Below are 19,913 nucleotides of genomic sequence, written 5' to 3'. Positions count from 1 at the left end.
ATATGTTGCTTATTTGGGTAGCGATACGCCAAACAGACACCAAGATACCACAGTGTTATCAAGAATAGCCATTTAATTGAATTGTCGCCACCACCTGTCCATGATCTGACTTCCAGGGTTCTATTGATTCATCACTTAGGCTTTGGTCTACAAGGTGATCGTTGAATAAGGCAACATAACTAACCTTCCCAACTTGGCGGGAGTTTTCTAAAACTAATTCTTGACTAACCAAAATATGATCGAGAGTTTCATAATAACCATTATACATATAAGTGTAGTAGCAGTCTCGGTAACTTTGCCTAGCCTGAATATCTTTGACACTATAAAGCTGTAACTCATCATGGTTGTGGTTTGGTTTAAATCGGGTTTTTTTCCAAGAAATATCCCCCGCCATAATTTTGGTGGTAATGGCTAAATCACTATCATTAAAATCTCCTAAAATAATAATCGGATTTTGGCTATGGCTCCAAGTCTTGAGCATAATACATCGTAAAGCAGTAGCTTCGGCGGATCGACGCAGTAAAGACCTGACTTTTCCTTTGGCTTTTTCTACGGGATCTTGGCTATCTACTCCTTCGGGAATTTGGGGACGCTGGGATTTTAGATGCACAACAAAAACCGTACACTGTAGGCTGTCTTGTAGTTGAATATTAACTGCTAACACAGGTCGCGAAAAATGGTTAATGGGAATCATAGTTCCTTCTATATCTATTTGAGACTCTGGGGGGAATTTATCATAAATTTGCCAGGAGATAATTGGTAATTTGGAACAGAGACCTACTACGGGTTTATCACGAGTGGGATTCGTGGTAATTAAATGAGCGTTATGATAGGATTCGGTGGCGGCGAGAATTTCTTGTAGTGCTTCGGGGTCAAAGATTTCTTGAAATCCGATGATGTCGGCTTGCATGGTTGCTAACTGATGAGAAATCCAGGTCTTTTTTTGGTGGTAAAGTTCTGGGGTATATTGTCGAGTTTCGTAATAAGTTCGATTGGGTAAAACTAAGTTATATAGGTTAAATGTGCCTATTTTTAAGGTTTTGGATCTGAGAATTGCTGGGGATTTTACGGGTTTGTGAAAGGTTAAATATTCCAGAAATATTGCCCAACTAGCGATCGCATTTTCCTCCCCCCAGGTCTGTCCCCCAGTTGCCTCGGCTAGACGATTATATGCTGTGTCTATTAAGTCTTGACTTAGGGAACTTTGGCGGTTAATATAAATAGTCACATCATGGAGTTTACATGATGCGATCGCTTGATTAATCGCCGTTGTCAAACTGGTGGAGTTTGGCTGACATTCTGTGGGTCTACCCTCCCAGTAATAAATCACTCTCATGGCTTGTGGTCGCCATTGAAAGTCACTACAAATATCCCCAATAGTATCAATAGCCGCCATGGTATTTGGGGGGATACCGTCTTCAACCTGTAACCATTCAACGCGCCAATTTTCCGATGAACTTGAAGCTACTGTAATCATCACTTCAGCAGTTTCTAAAAAATTGGCAAAGGGAGGTTCCAAATCATCAATAGCATTGATTAAAAGCACTATATCAATTGTCATCATTATTCCACCTTAGACATTCGCTGATCAAGATAATTATTAAACAGTCTAATTATCATGGTAGTGCCGACATTTTCTTGGGAGTCACATTCGAGATAACCACCATGTTGCTCAACAATAGTTTTATGAGCAATAGATAAACCCAAACCTGTGCCGCGTCCCACAGATTTAGTCGTAAAAAATGGATCAAAAATTTTCGACTGTATTTCCTGGGGTATTCCCAGACCATTATCAGCAATTTCGATTTTTACCCCCACATTACCAGACTTAGGATGATGAACAGGTAAAGTGCTGACGGTGAGGGTAGGAATAAAGTCTCTATCCACTTTTATCCGGTCTTCCAAAGCATCGATCGCATTATTTAATAAATTCAGAAATACCTGATTGATTTCACTAGCAAAGCATTCAATTCTCGGCAAATCCCCCCAATGGTTAATAAGTTCAATTTGGCATTTTTTGGCAACCATATTAAAGCGACCTTGTAGCATCATGATCGTACTTTCCAAGCCTTCATTAATATCGGCTTTTTTGATTTTAGCCTCATCAAGTCTAGCAAAATTTCGCAAAGATAAAACAATTTTAGTGACCCGCTCGGCTCCCCGTTGCATGGACTCTAAAATATTACCAAAATCTTCCTTAATAAACTCCAGATCGATTTCCTCAATCTTATCTTGAATATCGGGATGAGTTTCGGGATAAACCTGCTGATATAATTCACACAAATCTAATAAATCGGCTAAATATTGTCGAGCCGGATTAACATTACCGTAAATAAAACTAATCGGATTGTTAATTTCATGAGCCACCCCAGCCACTAACTGTCCTAAAGATGCCATTTTTTCACTTTGGATAATTTGCGCCTGGGTACTCTTCAGCTCTTGCAAAGTAGTAGCAAGCTGTTTAGCCTTGCGTCGTTCTCTCGCCTCGGATCTTTGGAGAGCCTCTTCCGCCTGTTTCCGTTCAGCCAGTTCCATTTGTACCTGTTCAAAGAGGCTGCATTGTTGGAGAGCGATCGCCAATTGCACGCCAATTTGTTTAAGGCTAGAAATCTCAAAGGCTTGCCACTTGCGAGTATCCCGACATTGATGAGCAATTAATAATCCCCAAAGTTTACTATTGTCTTTTGCCACATTTTTCGGTTGCAAAATGGGAATTACCAGATTAGCTTTCACCTGTAAACCTTCCAAAAGTCCCACATGACAACGAGTTAAATTAGCATTATAAATATCAGCGATCGCTCTAGTTCTGCCATCTTCATACAACCGCGCATGGGAAGACTCAAAACACTCATCACGAATATCTAAACCCTGCAAAGCCATCCATTCTGAACCCACCGACTCCACCGCAATAAAGCCAGTCCAATCGGCATTAAACTGATAAATCACTGTGCGATCGACCTGCAAGAAATAGCGGACTTCCTCCACCGCAGTTTGCAGGACCTCTTGTAAATTCAAAGATGAGCGTATCCGCTCCAACATAATACCGACAAATCTTTCCTGTAGTAACTTTTGTTGGAGAGTTTCCTCGGCTCGTCGTCGCTCGGTAATATCGGTATGTACAATAATTAATCCAATGGGATTTTCTGCTGTGTCAAAAATACAATCAGCACGGACTAAATTAGGAATAATCACCCCATAGCGAGTTTTAATCCCAACTTCCCCACTCCACGATCGCAAATTTTGCAGAGAAGACAAAATACTATTACCAACCCGGGTAGAAATATAAAGTTTAATCGGTCCACCGATCGCATTTAATTCTTCCACAGTATAGCCGTAACTTTCAATCAAGGCGCGATTCAAATATAGTGCTTTTCCTTCCAGGTCTGTAATCACAATAGCATCACTGCTGCTATCTACCGCCGCCTTAACCCGCAATAGTTCAATTTCGGCTTGTTTGCGATCGCTAACATCTTTATAAGTCCCCGTCATTCGCAGGGGTCGTCCTTGTTCATCCCATTTAAATATCTTACCACGAGACAGCATCCATTGCCATTTTTGGGAACTATTTAGCATTCGCATTTCCACCTCATAAACATGGCGGCGACCCTTCATAGAATCATTTAAAGCCTCCACAACTCGTTTTTGATCATGGGGGTGAATTAATTGTTTCCAAGATTGGAAAGTATTATCAATTTCCTGTGGTTCATATCCTAACATTCGTTGCCATTGTGGGTCAAAATATACTTCTCCGGTCGAGATATTCCAATCCCATAAACCCAAAGAACTACCTTCCAGAGCCAATTTTAATTGTTCCTCACGACTTTGTAACGCTTCCACCGCTTTTTTAAATTCAATAACCACCGCCATTTGATTAGCAATTACCGCCAAAGTTTCCAAAACTTGCTTAGTCAATAATTCCCGACTAAATAAACCCATTACCCCCACACAAGCACCGTCAACAATTAACGGATACCCGACAAAATTAGTTAAACCTTGCTGGGTAATAGTGGCAAAATCCTCACCCCAAGCATCATGGCATAAATCGAAGCTCAAAATCGATTGTTGTTTACTCACTATTACCCCTATTGGCTGAGAACCAACTGTAATAAAAGCCAAATTTGCTGGGGGATTATCCAAACCATCAATACCTTGTAATTCTAGTAAAGTATTGGCATGATTTATCGCCCAAATACAAGTAATCGTATCATCAAAATAATTCCCCAAAGTCTTAGCACAATTAGTCATAACTTCCGATAAACTACCCCCACGAGTTATCGCAAACCCTACCTCAGATTTGAGAGCCGTTAATTGTACGCGAAGTGCTAACTCAGCCGTGGCTCGTTTGTGTTCGGTAATATCCCTAATTATGCAAATGACTGTTTGGGAGTTGCCACGGATAATGCGGGTTTCATATTGCCTCCATTCCTCTCCATTCTTGACAGGTAATTGATATTCAATGGCTTGAATTTCCGAGAAAAATAAAGCGCGATTATGAGCATCTTGGAGATTATTACCAACTTCATCAGGCAAAATATCTAGGATATTTCTACCTAATAATAATTCTGGTAACATCCAGTCAGAACTGTTATGGGGTGGTTTCACATCAACGATTGTGCCATCCCTCTGACATTGAAGAATTAAATCAGGAATGGCATTTAATAAGGCTCGGTTAGTCGCTTCGCTTTCCAGCAAAGCCACCTCGGAAAGTTTTTGGTTGGTGATATCTGTAGCCAGACAGCAAATAGCTGCTGTTTTTCCGGTATCATCTTCTAACAGAAAACGATTAGATAGGTAGGTTTTTAAGCTGTCATTAAACCGGATTTCTTCTTCCCATTGGATAGGTTCTTGAGTCTCTAATAAAGCTGTATCAGCCGATTGAAAAGCTAGGGCGATTTCTGGGGGAAACAAATCATAATCAGTTTTACCCAGCACCTGATCACGGTGCAAATTAAATCGCTTTTCATACTCTCGGTTCACTAGGAGATAGCGTCCGCCATCGTCTTTCATGTAAATTATGGCGGGAGCGTGATCAAGGATATTTTGTAGTCGCTTTTGGCTTTGGTGTAGAGACCTTTGAGCGATCGCCCTTTCATGAGCCTCCAAAGCTAGAGTTACCCAGTCTGCTAGGTAGGTGGCAAAGTTCTGTTGTTGCAGATCCCAATTAATCACCTCTCCCTGATTTTCTAAACACAGAACCCCGATAGTTTCCCCTCCCAAATGAATGGGAATATCTAACATAGACCTAATATCCAGAGGCTGAAGATAGGCGGCGGTAAATTCCCTAGTGCTGGGGTGATTTTGGGCATCTACTGCCACAATTCTCTCTGTAGTTTCTAGGGCGGAAAAATAGCTCGGATAGTCGGTAGCTTCCAGCTTGCTCCCCTGAGAATAGCAGTCTTTTTCCTGCTCATATAACTTGACACACTCAATGGCATTATGGTATGGTGTATAAAACCATATACTCGCTCTACTTACTTGCAAAGTGCGGGCAGCAATACGAGTCAGGGTCTCAAAGGCTTGGTCAATATCTCCGTGATAAAATTCCCAAGACCGAGCCAGTTCCATTTGTGCCTGTTGTTGATTATGCAGAAACTGCTGTCGCTGTTTTTGGGTGTCGATCGCTTCTGGTGCTAGTGGTCGAACCATTGCCAAAAATCCGATCAATTCCCCATTTGCGTCTCTCACGCCGCTGATCAACAGAGACACAACCACAGTAGTACCATCACGGCGAATATAGGTGTGTTGCTGTTCGTCAGTTTCCCCTAAAATTACGCGCTCTATGAGGGTTTGATGTAGCTGTTCTTTTTGGTCAGTGTGGCGAGTATTTCTGTGGTCTTGGTGATGAAATTCCGTCCAGTGAATATGGTTGATCGCCTCGGAGGCTGTATATCCTAGGAGGTTTTCCGCCGCGCGATTAAATGTGCAAACCATACCATTGCGATCGGTCGCAATGATAGCAATATCAGCACAATGAATAATAGCTTGCTGAAATTCTGGACTCGATGGATAAATTGTCTGAGTAACCATCACAGTTTAATAGAAGTTTAACCAACTCGGCCGATTCAAATCAAGATGCTGGACTTATATTGTAGATGCAGGCTTTAACAGAGTTTGATATTAAAATTTGGTATTATCATCTAGTGTAGCCTGATTAGCGATGAATCGGACAGAAACTAGCCGCTGTGGGACGAAACTACTCAGCAATTAACCGGAAAATCACCTCTGGTGTTAGTTGTTGTACGCCATTGACCACTTGAGTCGCTCCGGCTTTTTTCAGCGTCTGGGTGTAGGATGCTATACTCTCCGTAGTTTCTTGAGCATGGGGAGGTAATACACCCACACCCACCCAAGTCCGCGTGCTGTCCTGTTGCTGTGCTTTAGCGACTGTGTACATATCCGCCACCGTGTCACCCACATAAATCACAGGTTTTGGGGACTCTGGGGGTTCCAATTGACCCACGACAGCCAGCAACCCCGTGGGGTCTGGTTTTCCCGGTGCGTCTTCCATAGCAATTAGGGCAATATTAGGCAGATTTAGTTTCCCCTGTAATACATATAATGCCTCATCTCGCATGGCTCCGCTAAAAAACCCCCAGGCGATCGCATTATCGGTTAACTGCTGGAAATATTCCGGGGTACACAACAGGGGTTCAGAACAAATGTAACCCGTCCAATTATCTGGGTCTGGTCCCTGATAGCGGGATTGGAAAAAGGCTACAATTTGCCGATAGTCCAGGTTAATGGCATCGCGATTTTGACCCTGACTCTCAAAATAGCGATAAATCAACTCCCTGGAGGCTTCCCAGTCATTATTCCAAACCCCTTCAGACTTGAGGCGATCGATATCTGACACCGTAGGGCGATAGGATTTAGTAAAAAGTTCTACCGTATCTGCGATCGCCCGACGATAGGACCCTCCCACGTCTCGAATTACCCCATCAATATCAAAAATTACAATAGCTTTCATGTCAACCCATCAAAAATGTTACAAACGAGAGATACTGCGATATAATCGAGTGTTGTGTATTTTTTGCAATTAACTCAAATTAGCCCGGAGGTGTAATTGTCAAGATTCATTCTAAAAGTTCTCTGGCTCGATGATAACGTCGCGCTGGCTGTTGACCAAGTAGTAGGGAAAGGGAGTAGTCCACTGACCTCCTACTTTTTCTGGCCACGCAAAGATGCTTGGGAAGAACTCAAAAATGAACTAGAGTCCAAGCGCTGGATCAATGATGTCGAGCGCATTGAGTTACTCAATAAAGCTACCGAAGTCATCAACTACTGGCAAGAGGAAGGCAGGCGGCGGCCCCTTGGTGAGGCTCAATCCAAATTCCCCGAAGTCATTTTCACCGGAAGCAGTTGATAGCGCGCGACAGTTCTTAACATTATAGCGAGTTTGAGCCTACAGCATTCGGTTGTAGGCTTTTGCTCTGTTTGTAACATTGTATATACTTTTTTTTGAGCGATCGCCTAAGCTAAACTGGAAACATCGAGCGCTAGGATAACCAATGAATAGCATCGCTGAATCCACCCAATACAGCAGCCAACAGACTCTCGCCTGGATGAGAGGCCTACTAGCCTTAGCTTGGGCTGACGGTCAGTTTCAAGAGGAGGAACAGGAATTAATTGCCAGCATCACCCATGACATCCTCGCAACAGATATCGATGTTAACACCCTCGAACCCATTTCTCCCCAGGAATTAGCAGAAGTCTTAGGACCCAACCCAATTCTCGCCGAGAACTTCATGCGAACCGCCGTCATGGTCGCGCTGGCTGACGGCATTTATTCAGTCTGTGAAGATGACCTTCTCCACCAGTTTTGTGAAGCCTTGGGTTTACAAGTCAAAGTCTTAGACTCCCTCAGACACACCTTAGAAGATCTATCAGAAGGTTACTGCAAAGAACCCAAGGAACCCAAGCGCCCAGCACATCATCACCATCATATAGATGTTTTAGCTCCCGTCAAGCATTGGCTAGATGACTGGCAACTACATGACCCCAAAGTAGCCAAATTCATTTGTAAAATGGTTCCTCCTCAGTGTCCTTTTGAAAGGGATATTAAGCTCTTTGGTCACAAAATTGTTCATATCCCCCCCATGTGCAAGATTAACCCCCTCTATGAGCAATTAGTAGGGTTACGCTTTCGGGCTTTATCTTATCTGGCTGATGAGTGTCACGAGGATATCTCCAAGTATTGTTAGCTAATCACCAGAGGCAATTATCTTCCGCTTTCAGTTGTTGATGATTGCCTCTGTGTACAATGTAGGGGCGGGTTCTGCTGTGAATTATATCTCCCCACCCGAAGATGAATAAACCCGCCCTATAAACCCGCCCTCTGGGGTTCTGCTGTGAATTATATCTCCCCACGCGCTGAGGATGAATAAACCCGCCCTCTATCTTCCGCTTTCAGTTGTTGATGATTGCCTCTGTGTACAATGTAGGGGCGGGTTCTGCTGTGAATTATATCTCCCCACCCGAAGATGAATAAACCCGCCCTATAAACCCGCCCTCTGGGGTTCTGCTGTGAATTATATCTCCCCACCCGAAGATAAATAAACCCGCCCTCTATCTTCCGCTTTCAGTTGTTGATGATTGCCTCTGTGTACAACGTAGGGGCGGGTTCTGCTGTGAATTATATCTCCCCACCCGAAGATGAATAAACCCGCCCTCTATCTTCGGCTTTCAGTTGTTGATGATTGCCTCTGTGTACAACGTAGGGGCGGGTTCTGCTGTGAATTATATCTCCCCACCCGAAGATGAATAAACCCGCCCTCTATCTTCGGCTTTCAGTTGTTGATGATTGCCTCTGTGTACAACGTAGGGGCGGGTTCTGCTGTGAATTATATCTCCCCACCCGAAGATGAATAAACCCGCCCTATAAACCCGCCCTCTGGGGTTCTGCTGTGAATTATATCTCCCCACCCGAAGATAAATAAATCCGCCCTCTGGGGTTCTGCTGTGAATTATATCTCCCCACCCGAAGATAAATAAACCCGCCCTATAAACCCGCCCTCTGGGGTTCTGCGGTGAATTATATCTCCCCACCCGAAGATAAATAAACCCGCCCTCTATCTTCCGCTTTCAGTTGTTGATGATTGCCTCTGTGTACAATGTAGGGGCGGGTTCTGCGGTGAATTATATCTCCCCACCCGAAGATAAATAAACCCGCCCTATAAACCCGCCCTCTGGGGTTCTGCTGTGAATTATATCTCCCCACGCGCTGAGGATGAATAAACCCGCCCTATAAACCCGCCCTCTGGGGTTCTGCTGTGAATTATATCTCCCCACCCGAAGATGAATAAACCCGCCCTCTGGGGTTCTGCTGTGAATTATATCTCCCCACGCGCTGAGGATGAATAAACCCCCCCTATGGAGAGACGGCGAGAGGAGGTTATTTAGTGGTTTTAAGAGTGGCTTTTTGCCATTGGCGGACAGAATTAATGATATAAATATCCTCCGATTTTTGGAGGGTCTCTATATCAATAATAGCCTCTTTGAGCTTACCCTGCTTGAGTAAGCTACCCCGAAAAGTTCCGGGAAGTAAACCGCTGGTGACTGGGGGGGTAAGCCAATCATCATTGATTTTAATAATCAGATTAGCAATCGTAGTTTCTGTGACCTCTCCCCGTTCATTCCATAAAATCACATCATCACAGTCGGGACGGGAATTCCGGGCGGTTTCATAGATGCTGCGGTTCGTGGTTTTATGATATAAAAAAGGGTTTTGGGAATTAATGGGCGTGGGAGATAAACCTAAATAAATCTGTCGGTTAGGTGGGGATTTCTCAAAGGCAGAAATTTCGTAATTGAGAACACCCTGGCGGTCAACTAATAACCTAACTCGATAGGGAATTGACCAGGATTTACTTAAATCGATTAATTGTTGATTGATGTGTTCTAGGGATAAGGGAATCCCAAAATATATGGCTGACTCTGATAACCTGTTTAGGTGTTCTTCCCGGAGAAAAAATCCTGCCTCTGGGGTCCATAGCATGGTTTCTAATAGGGAAAAATCACAGCTATTATTGATGCTCAGAAACTTGGCTTTGGTTTCACATTCTTGGTATTCATCCTGGCTGTCAGAATCCCACAGAATACCACCACCAACGCCATACTCGGCTTGATTATTTTCGTGGTCAATGATAACTGTACGAATGGCTACGTTAAACTGGGTTCTATAATTATTCGGGGTCTGTTGTGGTTGGATAAAGCCAATGGTTCCAGTATAAAGGTGGCGGGGAGTAGTTTCTAACTGGTGAATTAACTGCATGGTTCTGGGTTTGGGTGCGCCTGTAATGGAAGCACAGGGGAATAAGGCGGCGATGATTTCTGATGGTAAAGCCTGGGTTTTGGCGGTGACTGTGGAGGTCATTTGCCACAGGGTTGGGTATTTTTCGACGGTAAATAATTCGGGAACTTGGACGGTTTTAATATCCCCAATGCGACTAATATCATTGCGGATCATATCCACAATCATGACGTTCTCGGCGCGGTTTTTGGGGGAATTTTGCAGCCATTGGGCGATCGCATTATCTTCGGTTAAAGTGCAACCACGGGCGGCGGTTCCTTTCATGGGACGAGCGACCAGTTGACGGTCAGAGAGTTGGAAAAATAGTTCCGGGGAAGCAGAACAAATGCTAAAGCGATCGCCACATTCGATATATGCTGCATAGTCGGCTTGTTGCGATCGCACTAATTGCCAAAACCAAGCCAAAGCATCCCCAGAAAACTCCGTCCGTAGGCGAAAAGTATAATTGACCTGATAGGTTTCCCCCCTAGCAATATAACCTCGAATTTGGTTAATAGCCTCCTGATATTCAGTGGGGGTGACAGAAGATAACCACTCACCCACAGTATAATCTGATGGCGAACAGAGGCGGGGTGGGGTGATAATTTGTGGTTGTTGATATAGCCCAAACCAGAGCAAAGGAAACTCATCTGGGGGATAGGTATTCAAAGCGGAATCGAAAGCGCTAGAGGCTTCATAACTGATAAAACCCGCCGCCCATAAATGCCCTTCCCGGAGACTTTCATCAATCTGTTGTAAGGCAGGAATTACCTGATCGAGACGATCGCAATTAACAATATAGCAGGGATGTTCAAATAGTAACCACTGCTGATTTTGGGCATCATGGATGATTACTCTGTTCATAGTCAACTCAACTAACTTCACCTTCCAAAAGCGATCGCAAAGCCTCCTTCATTTCCGCTATAGAAGTCGTAGCCGTCCCAAACTGACGCACCACCAAACTAGCCGCCAAATTACCCAAAACCGCCGCCTCCCAAAAACTCGCCCCCACAGATAAAGCCAAAGTTAAAGCCGCCACCACAGTATCTCCCGCCCCCGTCACATCAAAAACATCCAAAACATTAAACGGAGGAATATGGCTAACTTGTAGCGTCTGATTTTCCCCCCATTCAAAAAGACTCATCCCCTCCTCACCCCTAGTAATTAGCACCCGTTTCGCCCGAGTCAAATTCAGTAAATCAGTCCCCGCACGTCTGAGACTCTCTTCATTAGCGATCGAATATCCTACCGCCTTTTCCGCTTCAGGAACATTAGGAGTAAACAACATCGCCCCCTGATAGCGTTGTAAATCAACTTGAGCATCCACCACCGAAAACCCATGACCCAAAGCCGCGCCAATAACCGGGGAAGTTAACACCCCATCCCCATAGTCCGAACAAACCACCCCATCAACATTATCTCTGTGTTGTTCGATATATTCAGCCAACCGCCATTGAAGTTCCAAGCTGGGTAAATCATCCGATTTGCGATCGACCCGGACAATTTGCTGAGTCACCGACTGGCGCGCGTGTCCAGAAATCCGAGTTTTAGTCACCGTAGGGCGGTCTGCGTCTGTGAGAATACCCTCCGTATCAATTCCCGCCTCCCGAAAAATCCTCTTGAGAGTCTCCCCTTGGTCATCCTTTCCCACCAACCCCGCCACCGACACTGCAGCCCCCAACTTAGCCAAATTGTAAACCGCATTAGCTCCCCCTCCTGGGATTTGTTGAGTAACTTCATGGCGCAGAATTAGCACTGGTGCTTCCCGCGACAACCTCTCCACCTGACCAGTCATAAACTCATCCAGAGTCAGATCCCCCACCACCAGAATTCGCGCCTTAGCAAAATTATCCAAGTGTTCCATAAGGGTATCCGCAGCCCCCTCAAGCTGATTGAGAAACGAAGATTCTAAGGTCATAATTAACAGTTACTCACCCCTACTTGACTTTTTTGAGTACAAAAGCCTTGATTTGCGCCACCTGTTTTTTCAGGGCTACCATTTCCCTCTGCATAGCAACAATTTTCTGTTCTAAAGCCTTAATCTTAGCTGCATCCGCCGCCGTTGTCGCCGCCACAGGAGGAGGTGCTGTCTCTTGAGTTGGTGCAGGTGCGGGGGGAGCCACTTTCAGAGGTGGGCGAGGTTTCTTAGCCTTTTCAAAAGCCGACTTGATCGCATCTATCAATTGTCCTCTCTCAAAAGGTTTTTCGATAAACTCAAAATACTCGAAAGGTTCAGCAATTTTCTCCGTCACTTCCTCTTTTCGACCAGACATCAACACCAGGGGAATTTTCCTAAGTTCTTCACTAGCTTGGATTTGCTGAAAAACATCCCATCCGCTGAGTTTAGGTAACAGGAAATCCAGCATAATCAGGTTGGGGCGTTCTTGGCGCACTAGGTCTATGCCTTCTTTCCCGTCTTTCGCTTCTAGCACATCAAAGTTACCCTGGGGTAACATCTCCCGAACTTTTACCCGAATCACCTTACTATCATCAATAACTATAATTTTCCGACCTGCCACGGCTTACTCCCCCGGTGATGAATACATAATCTGAATATTGGTGCAGCACTTAACCTTCTCAAATCTGTTGATAGCTTAACAAAGTCGAGAATAGTATGGCATCACCAACAATGGTCAAGGATACCGCCATCAAACCATTACCCTCACCCCAAACCCCTCTCCCAAACGGGGCGAGGGGCTTCCGAATGTACTTGATGGCTTGAGAAGCTGCTATAGTGAGTTCCCATATAATCAGCATCGCAGAAAACTGCTTTGTGTTATAAAAAATAGCTATCCTAGATATCAATACATTATGTCAACCACTCCTGATTCTATCTCATCACGTCACCGAGACGCAATTAAATCTATGCCTGAGTGGTTGCGTCGTCCTATTGGTGCGGCTAGTGAACTCTCGCAGGTGCAACGGATTATCAAACAGCGACAAATTCATACTATTTGTGAGGAGGGGCGCTGTCCCAACCGGGGGGAATGTTATGCTCAGGGGACGGCTACTTTTTTACTTATGGGGCCTACTTGTACCCGCTCCTGTGCTTTTTGTCAAGTTGATAAGGGCCATGCTCCTATGCCACTTGATCACGATGAACCCCGCAAGGTAGCAGAAGCAGTCCAAATTTTGGGGTTGCGTTATGTGGTGTTAACTTCTGTGGCGCGGGATGATTTGGCTGATGGCGGCGCGGGCTGGTTTGTGGCTACTATGGAGCAAATTCGATCGCTTTGTCCCCAAACTCAAATAGAGGTGCTTACTCCCGATTTTTGGGGGGGAAAGGCTGAAGATACTCAACAGCAACAATATCAGCGTATTGATTTCGTGGTGAGGGCGAAACCTGCTTGTTATAACCATAATATTGAAACCGTGCGACGGCTGACGCTTCCGGTGCGACGGGGGGCGAAGTACGATCGCTCTCTCGACCTGTTGCGCCACGTCCGAGAAGTTGACCCGACTATTCCTACTAAGTCCGGTCTCATGTTGGGACATGGGGAAACCGAAGAAGAGATTTTACAGACTTTCGCTGATTTAAGACAAGTTCAATGCGCGCGCCTCACTATCGGTCAATATATGCGCCCTTCCCTCGATCATCTCCCCGTCCATAAATATTGGACCCCCCAAGAGTTTGACCGTCTAGGGGCGATCGCCAAAGATATGGGTTTTTCTCACGTTCGCTCCGGTCCCCTGGTTCGGAGTTCCTATCATGCTGGGGAATTTTAGTCTCCTACCCTCCCACCCATCATCCCAATTTCCCCAATCATTTATGATTAAATAGGGAACCGAGTTGCTCAAATCAGAAATTATCCCTCAACTCTTGTTCGCTTATCTTCCCCGATTGTAAAATCTTTTTGAGGGTACCGTAAGGCACATCTCTGCCATGATGGGGAACCCTACAAACAAGGGTTTTTTTGAGGTGAACATGGCTCCCTGTTTGGTGGTCAGTCACAAATTCCAAGCGATGTAGACCTCTGATTACCTCAGAACTGGACAGAGAGGATATGTTGGATCTACTGAGGTTGGCTGGGGTAAAGCAATCTTCAGGTTTGATCCAGTCACTGACATGGTGATCACCTACCTCCCTATCCTCAAGGCGACTTTCCAGGTACAAAATTCTCGATCTATGTTCCCCCAGTTCATTTTCTAACTGTCTGATTTTGGCTGCCAAACGCTCATTTTCTTCGGTGATATAGACTTCAAAATCTCGGGACTGTTCTTTGATACACTCTGATTCTTCCCTAGCCGATTCCAAGGCTCTTCTCAACTGCTCAACATCAGCTTGTTCCCTCAGTTGGCTTTGCAGGTCTGCCGATTGCTGTATCGCCTGATCATACTCGCGGGTCAGTTCCGCAATCTTTTGATTCAGGCTCACTATCTCCTCATTGGTCCTCTTTTCCCGATTTTCGGTTTCCTGCAACTGGCGCTGCAACTTTTCCAGGGTGCGCGTCATTTCCTGCTGTTCCCTTTTCTGGCTATTCAGGCAATTTTCCAGGTTGGCGATCGCCTCAGACCGTCTGTCAATTTCCTCTTGCGCCTCTACCTGATATTCCACCGCCCAGGCTAATTGATTCCGCAGTTCTTGCAGAGAGGTCTGGCTATCATCCTGTTGATGTTGGAAATCCACGATTTTCTGTTCGTAGTCGGCGATCGCTATTTTCAGTTCCGTTGCGATCGATTGCTGTTCCCTTCGGTAGTCCTCCAACTCCTCCCGCCCCTTTTCCCTAACAGCGATCAGGGCTTCATTTTGTTTAACTTTCTGCTCCAACTCTTCCCGAATATTCCGCGCCTCTTCCAGTAACTGTTTCTTCTCTCGGCGCTTTCGGTACAACATAAATTCGATCAGCAACCAAACCACTGCACCCCCCGTCAAAAATATACCCGTAGTCAGCGAGAAAATACTAGGACTGTGCTGGAACCTCAGCAACCCCCTCGCCCATTTCCCGTAACTCTCCGCGAAGGTTGGCGGCACCCGCCGGACGTAATATACCCGCCCGATGATTTCCCCTCTGTTGACCATCCCCGTCGGGTCAGCTTCCGGTTGATAACGCCGTGTATATTTGCGTTCCGCAAACAATGGCGGCGGGTCCCGTAGGAGATCGTAAGGCTCATTAGTTAGGTTTTCCACCTTCAAACCCTCTTTCCAAAGGCGACGGGAATTGGAATAGTAGAGGATTTCCTGCTCTGGACAATCGGCGATCGCACTTTCGCAGTTCGTGACTACTAACCCGAACAGTCCGTAGTTACTGTCCAGAGTCCGCTGCAACTCCTCCGTTTCTCCCTCTAGCAGCGCCAGGGAAAGTTTCGTCGGCAAAGTGTGAGATAAAATGTTAAAATCTACTGTCTGCGTCGCAAAAATTGTCCGCTCCCAGTAGTTTTTATGATTTCCTAAGTTGTTAATCGTTGCCAGAACCAAAGATATGACGCTGATTATGCTTAATCGACCCAACATTTGCAGCGCGATTTTGACATTCACCTTGCCCAGCAGTTCTTTCGGTCTTCTGAATCTCATAAATTAACCTATCCCTATAATTATTTATCAATTTCCGTCAAACAATTTACGCAAATTCTCAGCCCAAATATTCCCCCTACTGCGATCGCATTATCGCCATCACTAGGTCATTATGTTAACTTTTGTAACAAAAAATTAAGAAATGTTGCGAAAAAATTTTTTTGGGGGGGGTGGGGTTGCCTTTTTGGGGGGTCTGCGCTATACTTTAGATAATGGGAATAGTTGCATTTTTTTGGCTGCTGCATATATTCTTATTATGAAACGATATGTCAATATCTTATCATGAGTTCCCGGCTGTTGTCAACCCTCACTGGTTGTCTATAATGAATAAAACGATATTTTTTGGGGTTCCCAATTATGGCAGATTACCATATAGAAAATAATCAGGAATGGTGGACCCAGCAATGGTTAGATATTCGGAATCGCTATCGGTTTAAGAAACGATTGGAAAGGGCGAGAAATTATGCGAGACCGGGTAATGTTCTCAATATTGAATTTACTGGTCAGCGGGTTCTGGCGCAAGTCCAGGGGACGCAAGCGGAACCTTATCAGGTGGAATTGTGGTTAGATGCTTTTACGGAGGAAGAATGGGGATATGTGATTGAAACATTATCCCAGCAGGCGATTTTTTCGGCGAAGTTGTTAGCGGGGGAAATGCCTTACAATATTGAGGATGTATTTGCTAAAAATGGCTGGCGGCTATTTCCTTTGAATTTGGATGAAGTACATTCTCGCGCTCTGTTGTCCAGATCCGGCTAACCCCTGTAAGCATATTGGTGCAGTTTATTATATGTTAGGCGATCGCTTTAGTGAAGATCCATGTGTCTTATTTCAACTGCGGGGACGCTTGAAAGAAGAGATTATCGCTAAATTGCGAAATATACGGAAACCTATAGGGTTTCCGAGCATACAAGGAGGTTTGTTTGATCTAAAAAAATTGGGTAGTGCCTAATATGTAATGATAGAGGTGTAGTGCGAGACGTTCAGGCATGAAATAAGGCTGCAATGCCAGAAATAACCGCCTGGTGGGGACTTCAACCCCTTGGTTGAATATAAGGAGCGCACTCGTGACCATCCTCATAACTGTTTATATGTCCCGACGTTGGGAGGAATCCAAACAAGGCAGGGAACTCAAGGTCAAGACTGAACGCTGGTTTTATGTACAGCAGGAAGTTGAGAGTAAAGGCGATAGCCACCCCCAGTTTCAGGACTCACAACCCGTCAGATTGAAGCGGGGAACGGAAGGCGTGAGGGAAACCTGTTCCCAATAACCCGACCACTGCCAATCATCTATGATTAGGGAAACCGAATGTCCGGCTTGAACCATCGTCAATTTATAGTAGCGAAACAGGTTGAAACGCTGCGCTCAAAAGAGCAAGGGGAAAAGTAGGAGTTTACTTACACTACCTACACAGACCTTGAAAATACCCCGGTGGATAAGACCAATCTAAAGATGGAATGCCCATATAAACGGAACGTTTAAACCCCTCTTAGGCTCTGCTAATAAACAAGTGAGCAATATTCTCGCAAGCAGAGCGTGAAAAGTGTAAGCGTATGGTGCGAGACGTTCGGGTATGAAATAGGGCTGAAATGCCCGAAATAACTACCCGGTGAGGATTCCAGCTCCGAATCTGGATATAAGGAGACCTCTCCTGACCATCCTCATAACTGGTTATATGTCCCGACGCTTAGGGAACTAAGCAAGGCAGGGAACTCAAGGTCATAAACGAACTGAGAAATCAGGGAGTAGAGAGTAACGGCGATAGCCACCCCCAGTTTTAGAAATCATAACTCCAGGATTGAAGCGGGGAACGGAAGGCGTGAGGTAGAACCTACTACCAAGACGCGACCACTGCCAACCATCTATGATTAGCAAGACCGAATGTCCGACTTGAACCATCGTAATACACTAGCAGCGAAATAGGTTGACACGCTGCGCTCAAAAGGGCAAGGGGAAAAGTAGGGGGTTCGTGCGACTACCTATACAGACCTTTAAAAGTACCCCGGCGGAGAGGACAAATCTAACGATGGAATGCCCATATAATCGGAACGTTGTAACCCCTCTAATGCTCTGCCTATAAACCAGTGAGTAATGCTATTCACAAGGCAGTAGTGAAAAATGTAAGCGCATGCTTAGAGGGTGAAGGATGTGACCAGAAGCTAAAGCCCAATTGTCATGGTTGGGATATGCCTACAGGTCACGGTGGGGATATAGATACTGCGGTCAGTAAGAGTATAATGGCGAGGACGAGTTTAAAGACTACGTGGTGCATATAGCTCTGAACATCGAAGTAGAAAGCAGGTCTCTTGATTCTGCTCCTTTGACAAATAGGGTATCCACACCAGGAGCCGTGTGATGGGAAACTATCAAGCACGGTTCTGAATGGGAGAGGGTGAAGGTGACTTCACTCTCGACCCCTAACCTTAGAGGGTGAAGGATGTGACCAGAAGCTAAAGCCCAATTGTCATGGTTGGGATATGCCCACAGGTCACGGTGGGGATATAGATACTGCGGTCAGTAAGAGTATAATGGCGAGGACGAGTTTAAAGACTACGTGGTGCATATAGCTCTGAACATCGAAGTAGAAAGCAGGTCTCTTGATTCTGCTCCTTTGACAAATAGGGTATCCACACCAGGAGCCGTGTGATGGGAAACTATCAAGCACGGTTCTGAATGGGAGAGGGTGAAGGTGACTTCACTCTCGACCCCTAACCCTTTAAGGGGAAAGGATGTGATTGAAAGCTAATGCCTAACTGTAATAGTTAGGATATGCCCACTAGTCACGGTGTGGATATAGAGACTGCGACAACTAAGAGTGTTTATGACGAGAGCGAGTTAATGACTACGTGGTTGTATATAGCTCCGAAAGTTGAGGTCATAAAGCAGGGGGTTGTAGCCCTGTTCCCAATGACAAAAGGGGTATCCACATCAGGAGCCGTATGAGATGAAAGTCTCAAGTACGGTTTGGAATTGGAGTTGGGGAAGGCGACTTCCCTTTCGACCATAACAAAACCGACTCGGGTTCAATTTCCATACCTGCCTGCCCAACTTGTACATCTACCCACACCGTCAAAAATGGACGGATTCACAACGGCAAACAACGGTTCAAGTGTCGTGATTATGGACGACAGTTTGTTGAACACCCCCACCAAAAAGGTGATTGACCAAGAAACACGGTCTCTGATTGACCGTTTGCGGATGGAGAGAATTCCCCTTGCCGGAATAGCACGGGCCGTCCAAGTGTCTGAGCCCTGGCTGCCAAACTACGTCAATCAGAAATATGCCTCTGTGCCCCGCCAAGTCCAGGTGAGGCGCAAAAAACGGGAGGTTAACGATTCAATGTGATGAATTGTGGTCATTTGTCAACCATAAAGGAAACAAACAGTGGATTTGGTTAGCTCTCGACGTAAAAACCCGTGAGATTGTCGGTGTTGACATTGGTGCACGGGATGAAGCCGCAGCCCGCCAATTGTGGGAGTCATTGCCCCCAGTGTATCGCCAATGTGCGGTGGCTTATACAGATTTCTGGGGAGCCTATGAGGCTGTTCTACCGAGTAAACGTCATCAAGGGGTTGGGAAGGATACAGGTTTGACCAGCTACATCGAAAGGTTTAACAATACCTTGAGACAACCAGTGTCTCGCTTAGTACCCAAGACCTTGTCCTTTTCCAAGTGTTTGCAGAATCACATTGGTGGCATTTGGTATGTTATGGTCGAAAGGGAAGTCGCCTCCCCCAACTCCAATTCCAAACCGTGCTTGATACTTTCACATCACACGGCTCCTGATGTGGACACCCTATTGTCAGTAGGAACAGGGCTACAACCCCCTGCTTTGTGACTTCAACTTTGGGAGCTATATACAACACGTAGTCTTTAAACTCGCTCACGTCATAAGCACTCTTACATCATCGCAGTCTCTATATCCACACCGTGACTAGTGGGCATATCCCAACCATTACAGTTAGGCATTGGCTTTCAGTCACATCCTTTCCCCTTATAGGGTTAGGGGTCGAGAGTGAAGTCACCTTCACCCTCTCCCATTCAGAACCGTGCTTGATAGTTTCCCATCACACGGCTCCTGGTGTGGATACCCTATTTGTCAAAGGAGCAGA

General features: G+C 45.4%; 13 protein-coding genes and 2 pseudogenes. 5 read left to right on the top strand and 10 right to left on the bottom strand.

Annotation, left to right across the window (positions count from 1 at the left end):
* Nucleotides 1–58: 58 nt before the first annotated feature.
* The 3 genes from HFV01_RS17910 to HFV01_RS17900 form a co-directional block, all read right to left on the bottom strand.
* Nucleotides 59–1,564 (bottom strand): endonuclease/exonuclease/phosphatase family protein, encoded by a 1,506-nt coding sequence (locus tag HFV01_RS17910; protein ID WP_006669447.1) that lies wholly within the window; start codon nt 1,562–1,564, stop codon nt 59–61.
* Nucleotides 1,564–6,027, bottom strand: coding sequence for a PAS domain S-box protein (locus tag HFV01_RS17905; RefSeq protein ID WP_193520258.1), 4,464 nt, complete (start codon nt 6,025–6,027; stop codon nt 1,564–1,566). Before HFV01_RS17905 ends, HFV01_RS17910 begins: the two co-directional genes overlap by 1 nt.
* A 166-nt stretch (nt 6,028–6,193) precedes the next feature.
* The gene (locus HFV01_RS17900; protein ID WP_006620543.1) at nt 6,194–6,967 is read right to left on the bottom strand and encodes a TIGR01548 family HAD-type hydrolase; all 774 of its coding nucleotides are present in this window, start codon (nt 6,965–6,967) and stop codon (nt 6,194–6,196) included.
* A gap of 96 nt (nt 6,968–7,063) precedes the next feature.
* On the opposite strand from HFV01_RS17900, the gene HFV01_RS17895 reads away from it, so the two are divergent.
* Both HFV01_RS17895 and HFV01_RS17890 read left to right on the top strand, forming a co-directional pair.
* A complete protein-coding gene (locus HFV01_RS17895) occupies nt 7,064–7,363 on the top strand; it encodes a 30S ribosomal protein PSRP-3 (RefSeq protein WP_006619075.1) in 300 nt (99 codons plus the stop codon).
* A 145-nt stretch (nt 7,364–7,508) separates the two neighbouring features.
* The gene (locus HFV01_RS17890) at nt 7,509–8,201 is read left to right on the top strand and encodes a Mo-dependent nitrogenase C-terminal domain-containing protein (RefSeq protein ID WP_006620542.1); all 693 of its coding nucleotides are present in this window, start codon (nt 7,509–7,511) and stop codon (nt 8,199–8,201) included.
* 1,190 nt (nt 8,202–9,391) lie between these two features.
* Here the strand turns inward: HFV01_RS17890 and pabB are convergent.
* Genes pabB through HFV01_RS17870 form a run of 4 tightly spaced genes read right to left on the bottom strand, consistent with a single transcriptional unit; the run spans nt 9,392 to nt 13,045 of the window.
* Entirely contained in the window at nt 9,392–11,152 is a 1,761-nt protein-coding gene (gene pabB / locus HFV01_RS17885) for an aminodeoxychorismate synthase component I (RefSeq protein ID WP_006620541.1), read from the bottom strand.
* A gap of 7 nt (nt 11,153–11,159) precedes the next feature.
* Nucleotides 11,160–12,206 carry a bifunctional heptose 7-phosphate kinase/heptose 1-phosphate adenyltransferase gene (locus HFV01_RS17880; RefSeq protein ID WP_008049546.1) on the bottom strand — a complete coding sequence of 349 codons (1,047 nt, stop codon included), beginning with the start codon at nt 12,204–12,206 and terminating at the stop codon, nt 11,160–11,162.
* 19 nt (nt 12,207–12,225) lie between these two features.
* Complete coding sequence (locus tag HFV01_RS17875; RefSeq protein WP_006620539.1) at nt 12,226–12,807, bottom strand: response regulator; 582 nt, start codon at nt 12,805–12,807, stop codon at nt 12,226–12,228.
* A gap of 58 nt (nt 12,808–12,865) precedes the next feature.
* On the bottom strand, nt 12,866–13,045 hold the full coding sequence (locus HFV01_RS17870) for a hypothetical protein (protein WP_006669441.1): 180 nt from the start codon (nt 13,043–13,045) through the stop codon (nt 12,866–12,868).
* A gap of 54 nt (nt 13,046–13,099) precedes the next feature.
* Between HFV01_RS17870 and lipA the strand changes: the two genes are divergently transcribed.
* Nucleotides 13,100–14,014 carry a lipoyl synthase gene (gene lipA / locus HFV01_RS17865; RefSeq protein ID WP_035758563.1) on the top strand — a complete coding sequence of 305 codons (915 nt, stop codon included), beginning with the start codon at nt 13,100–13,102 and terminating at the stop codon, nt 14,012–14,014.
* A gap of 73 nt (nt 14,015–14,087) precedes the next feature.
* Here the strand turns inward: lipA and HFV01_RS17860 are convergent, their stop codons facing one another.
* Nucleotides 14,088–15,800 (bottom strand): type II toxin-antitoxin system HicA family toxin, encoded by a 1,713-nt coding sequence (locus HFV01_RS17860; RefSeq protein ID WP_193520257.1) that lies wholly within the window; start codon nt 15,798–15,800, stop codon nt 14,088–14,090.
* Between the two features lie 357 nt (nt 15,801–16,157).
* On the opposite strand from HFV01_RS17860, the pseudogene HFV01_RS17855 reads away from it, so the two are divergent.
* Nucleotides 16,158–16,686 (top strand): annotated as a pseudogene (locus tag HFV01_RS17855) (SWIM zinc finger family protein); the annotation flags it as partial.
* Between the two features lie 318 nt (nt 16,687–17,004).
* Here the strand turns inward: HFV01_RS17855 and HFV01_RS30900 are convergent.
* On the bottom strand, nt 17,005–17,127 hold the full coding sequence (locus HFV01_RS30900; RefSeq protein WP_006620893.1) for a hypothetical protein: 123 nt from the start codon (nt 17,125–17,127) through the stop codon (nt 17,005–17,007).
* A 393-nt stretch (nt 17,128–17,520) separates the two neighbouring features.
* The gene (locus HFV01_RS17840) at nt 17,521–17,700 is read right to left on the bottom strand and encodes a hypothetical protein (protein WP_006625930.1); all 180 of its coding nucleotides are present in this window, start codon (nt 17,698–17,700) and stop codon (nt 17,521–17,523) included.
* A 1,133-nt stretch (nt 17,701–18,833) separates the two neighbouring features.
* On the opposite strand from HFV01_RS17840, the pseudogene HFV01_RS17835 reads away from it, so the two are divergent.
* Nucleotides 18,834–19,504 (top strand): annotated as a pseudogene (locus HFV01_RS17835) (IS1 family transposase); the annotation flags it as partial.
* Nucleotides 19,505–19,913: the final 409 nt, after the last annotated feature.

The organism is Limnospira fusiformis SAG 85.79 (assembly GCF_012516315.1).
GTDB lineage: Bacteria > Cyanobacteriota > Cyanobacteriia > Cyanobacteriales > Microcoleaceae > Limnospira > Limnospira fusiformis.
This window is presented reverse-complemented; position numbering and strand designations above follow the sequence as displayed.

Excerpts from the sequence above, each read along its gene's own strand:
- HFV01_RS17910 (WP_006669447.1), bottom strand. The coding sequence starts at position 1,564 with ATGATGACAATTGATATAGTGCTTTTAATCAATGCTATTGATGATTTG.
- HFV01_RS17905 (WP_193520258.1), bottom strand. The coding sequence starts at position 6,027 with ATGGTTACTCAGACAATTTATCCATCGAGTCCAGAATTTCAGCAAGCT.
- HFV01_RS17900 (WP_006620543.1), bottom strand. The coding sequence starts at position 6,967 with ATGAAAGCTATTGTAATTTTTGATATTGATGGGGTAATTCGAGACGTG.
- HFV01_RS17890 (WP_006620542.1), top strand. The coding sequence starts at position 7,509 with ATGAATAGCATCGCTGAATCCACCCAATACAGCAGCCAACAGACTCTC.
- pabB (WP_006620541.1), bottom strand. The coding sequence starts at position 11,152 with ATGAACAGAGTAATCATCCATGATGCCCAAAATCAGCAGTGGTTACTA.
- HFV01_RS17880 (WP_008049546.1), bottom strand. The coding sequence starts at position 12,206 with ATGACCTTAGAATCTTCGTTTCTCAATCAGCTTGAGGGGGCTGCGGAT.
- HFV01_RS17870 (WP_006669441.1), bottom strand. The coding sequence starts at position 13,045 with ATGCTGATTATATGGGAACTCACTATAGCAGCTTCTCAAGCCATCAAG.
- lipA (WP_035758563.1), top strand. The coding sequence starts at position 13,100 with ATGTCAACCACTCCTGATTCTATCTCATCACGTCACCGAGACGCAATT.
- HFV01_RS17860 (WP_193520257.1), bottom strand. The coding sequence starts at position 15,800 with ATGAGATTCAGAAGACCGAAAGAACTGCTGGGCAAGGTGAATGTCAAA.
- HFV01_RS30900 (WP_006620893.1), bottom strand. The coding sequence starts at position 17,127 with ATGGTTCAAGCCGGACATTCGGTTTCCCTAATCATAGATGATTGGCAG.
- HFV01_RS17840 (WP_006625930.1), bottom strand. The coding sequence starts at position 17,700 with ATGGTTCAAGTCGGACATTCGGTCTTGCTAATCATAGATGGTTGGCAG.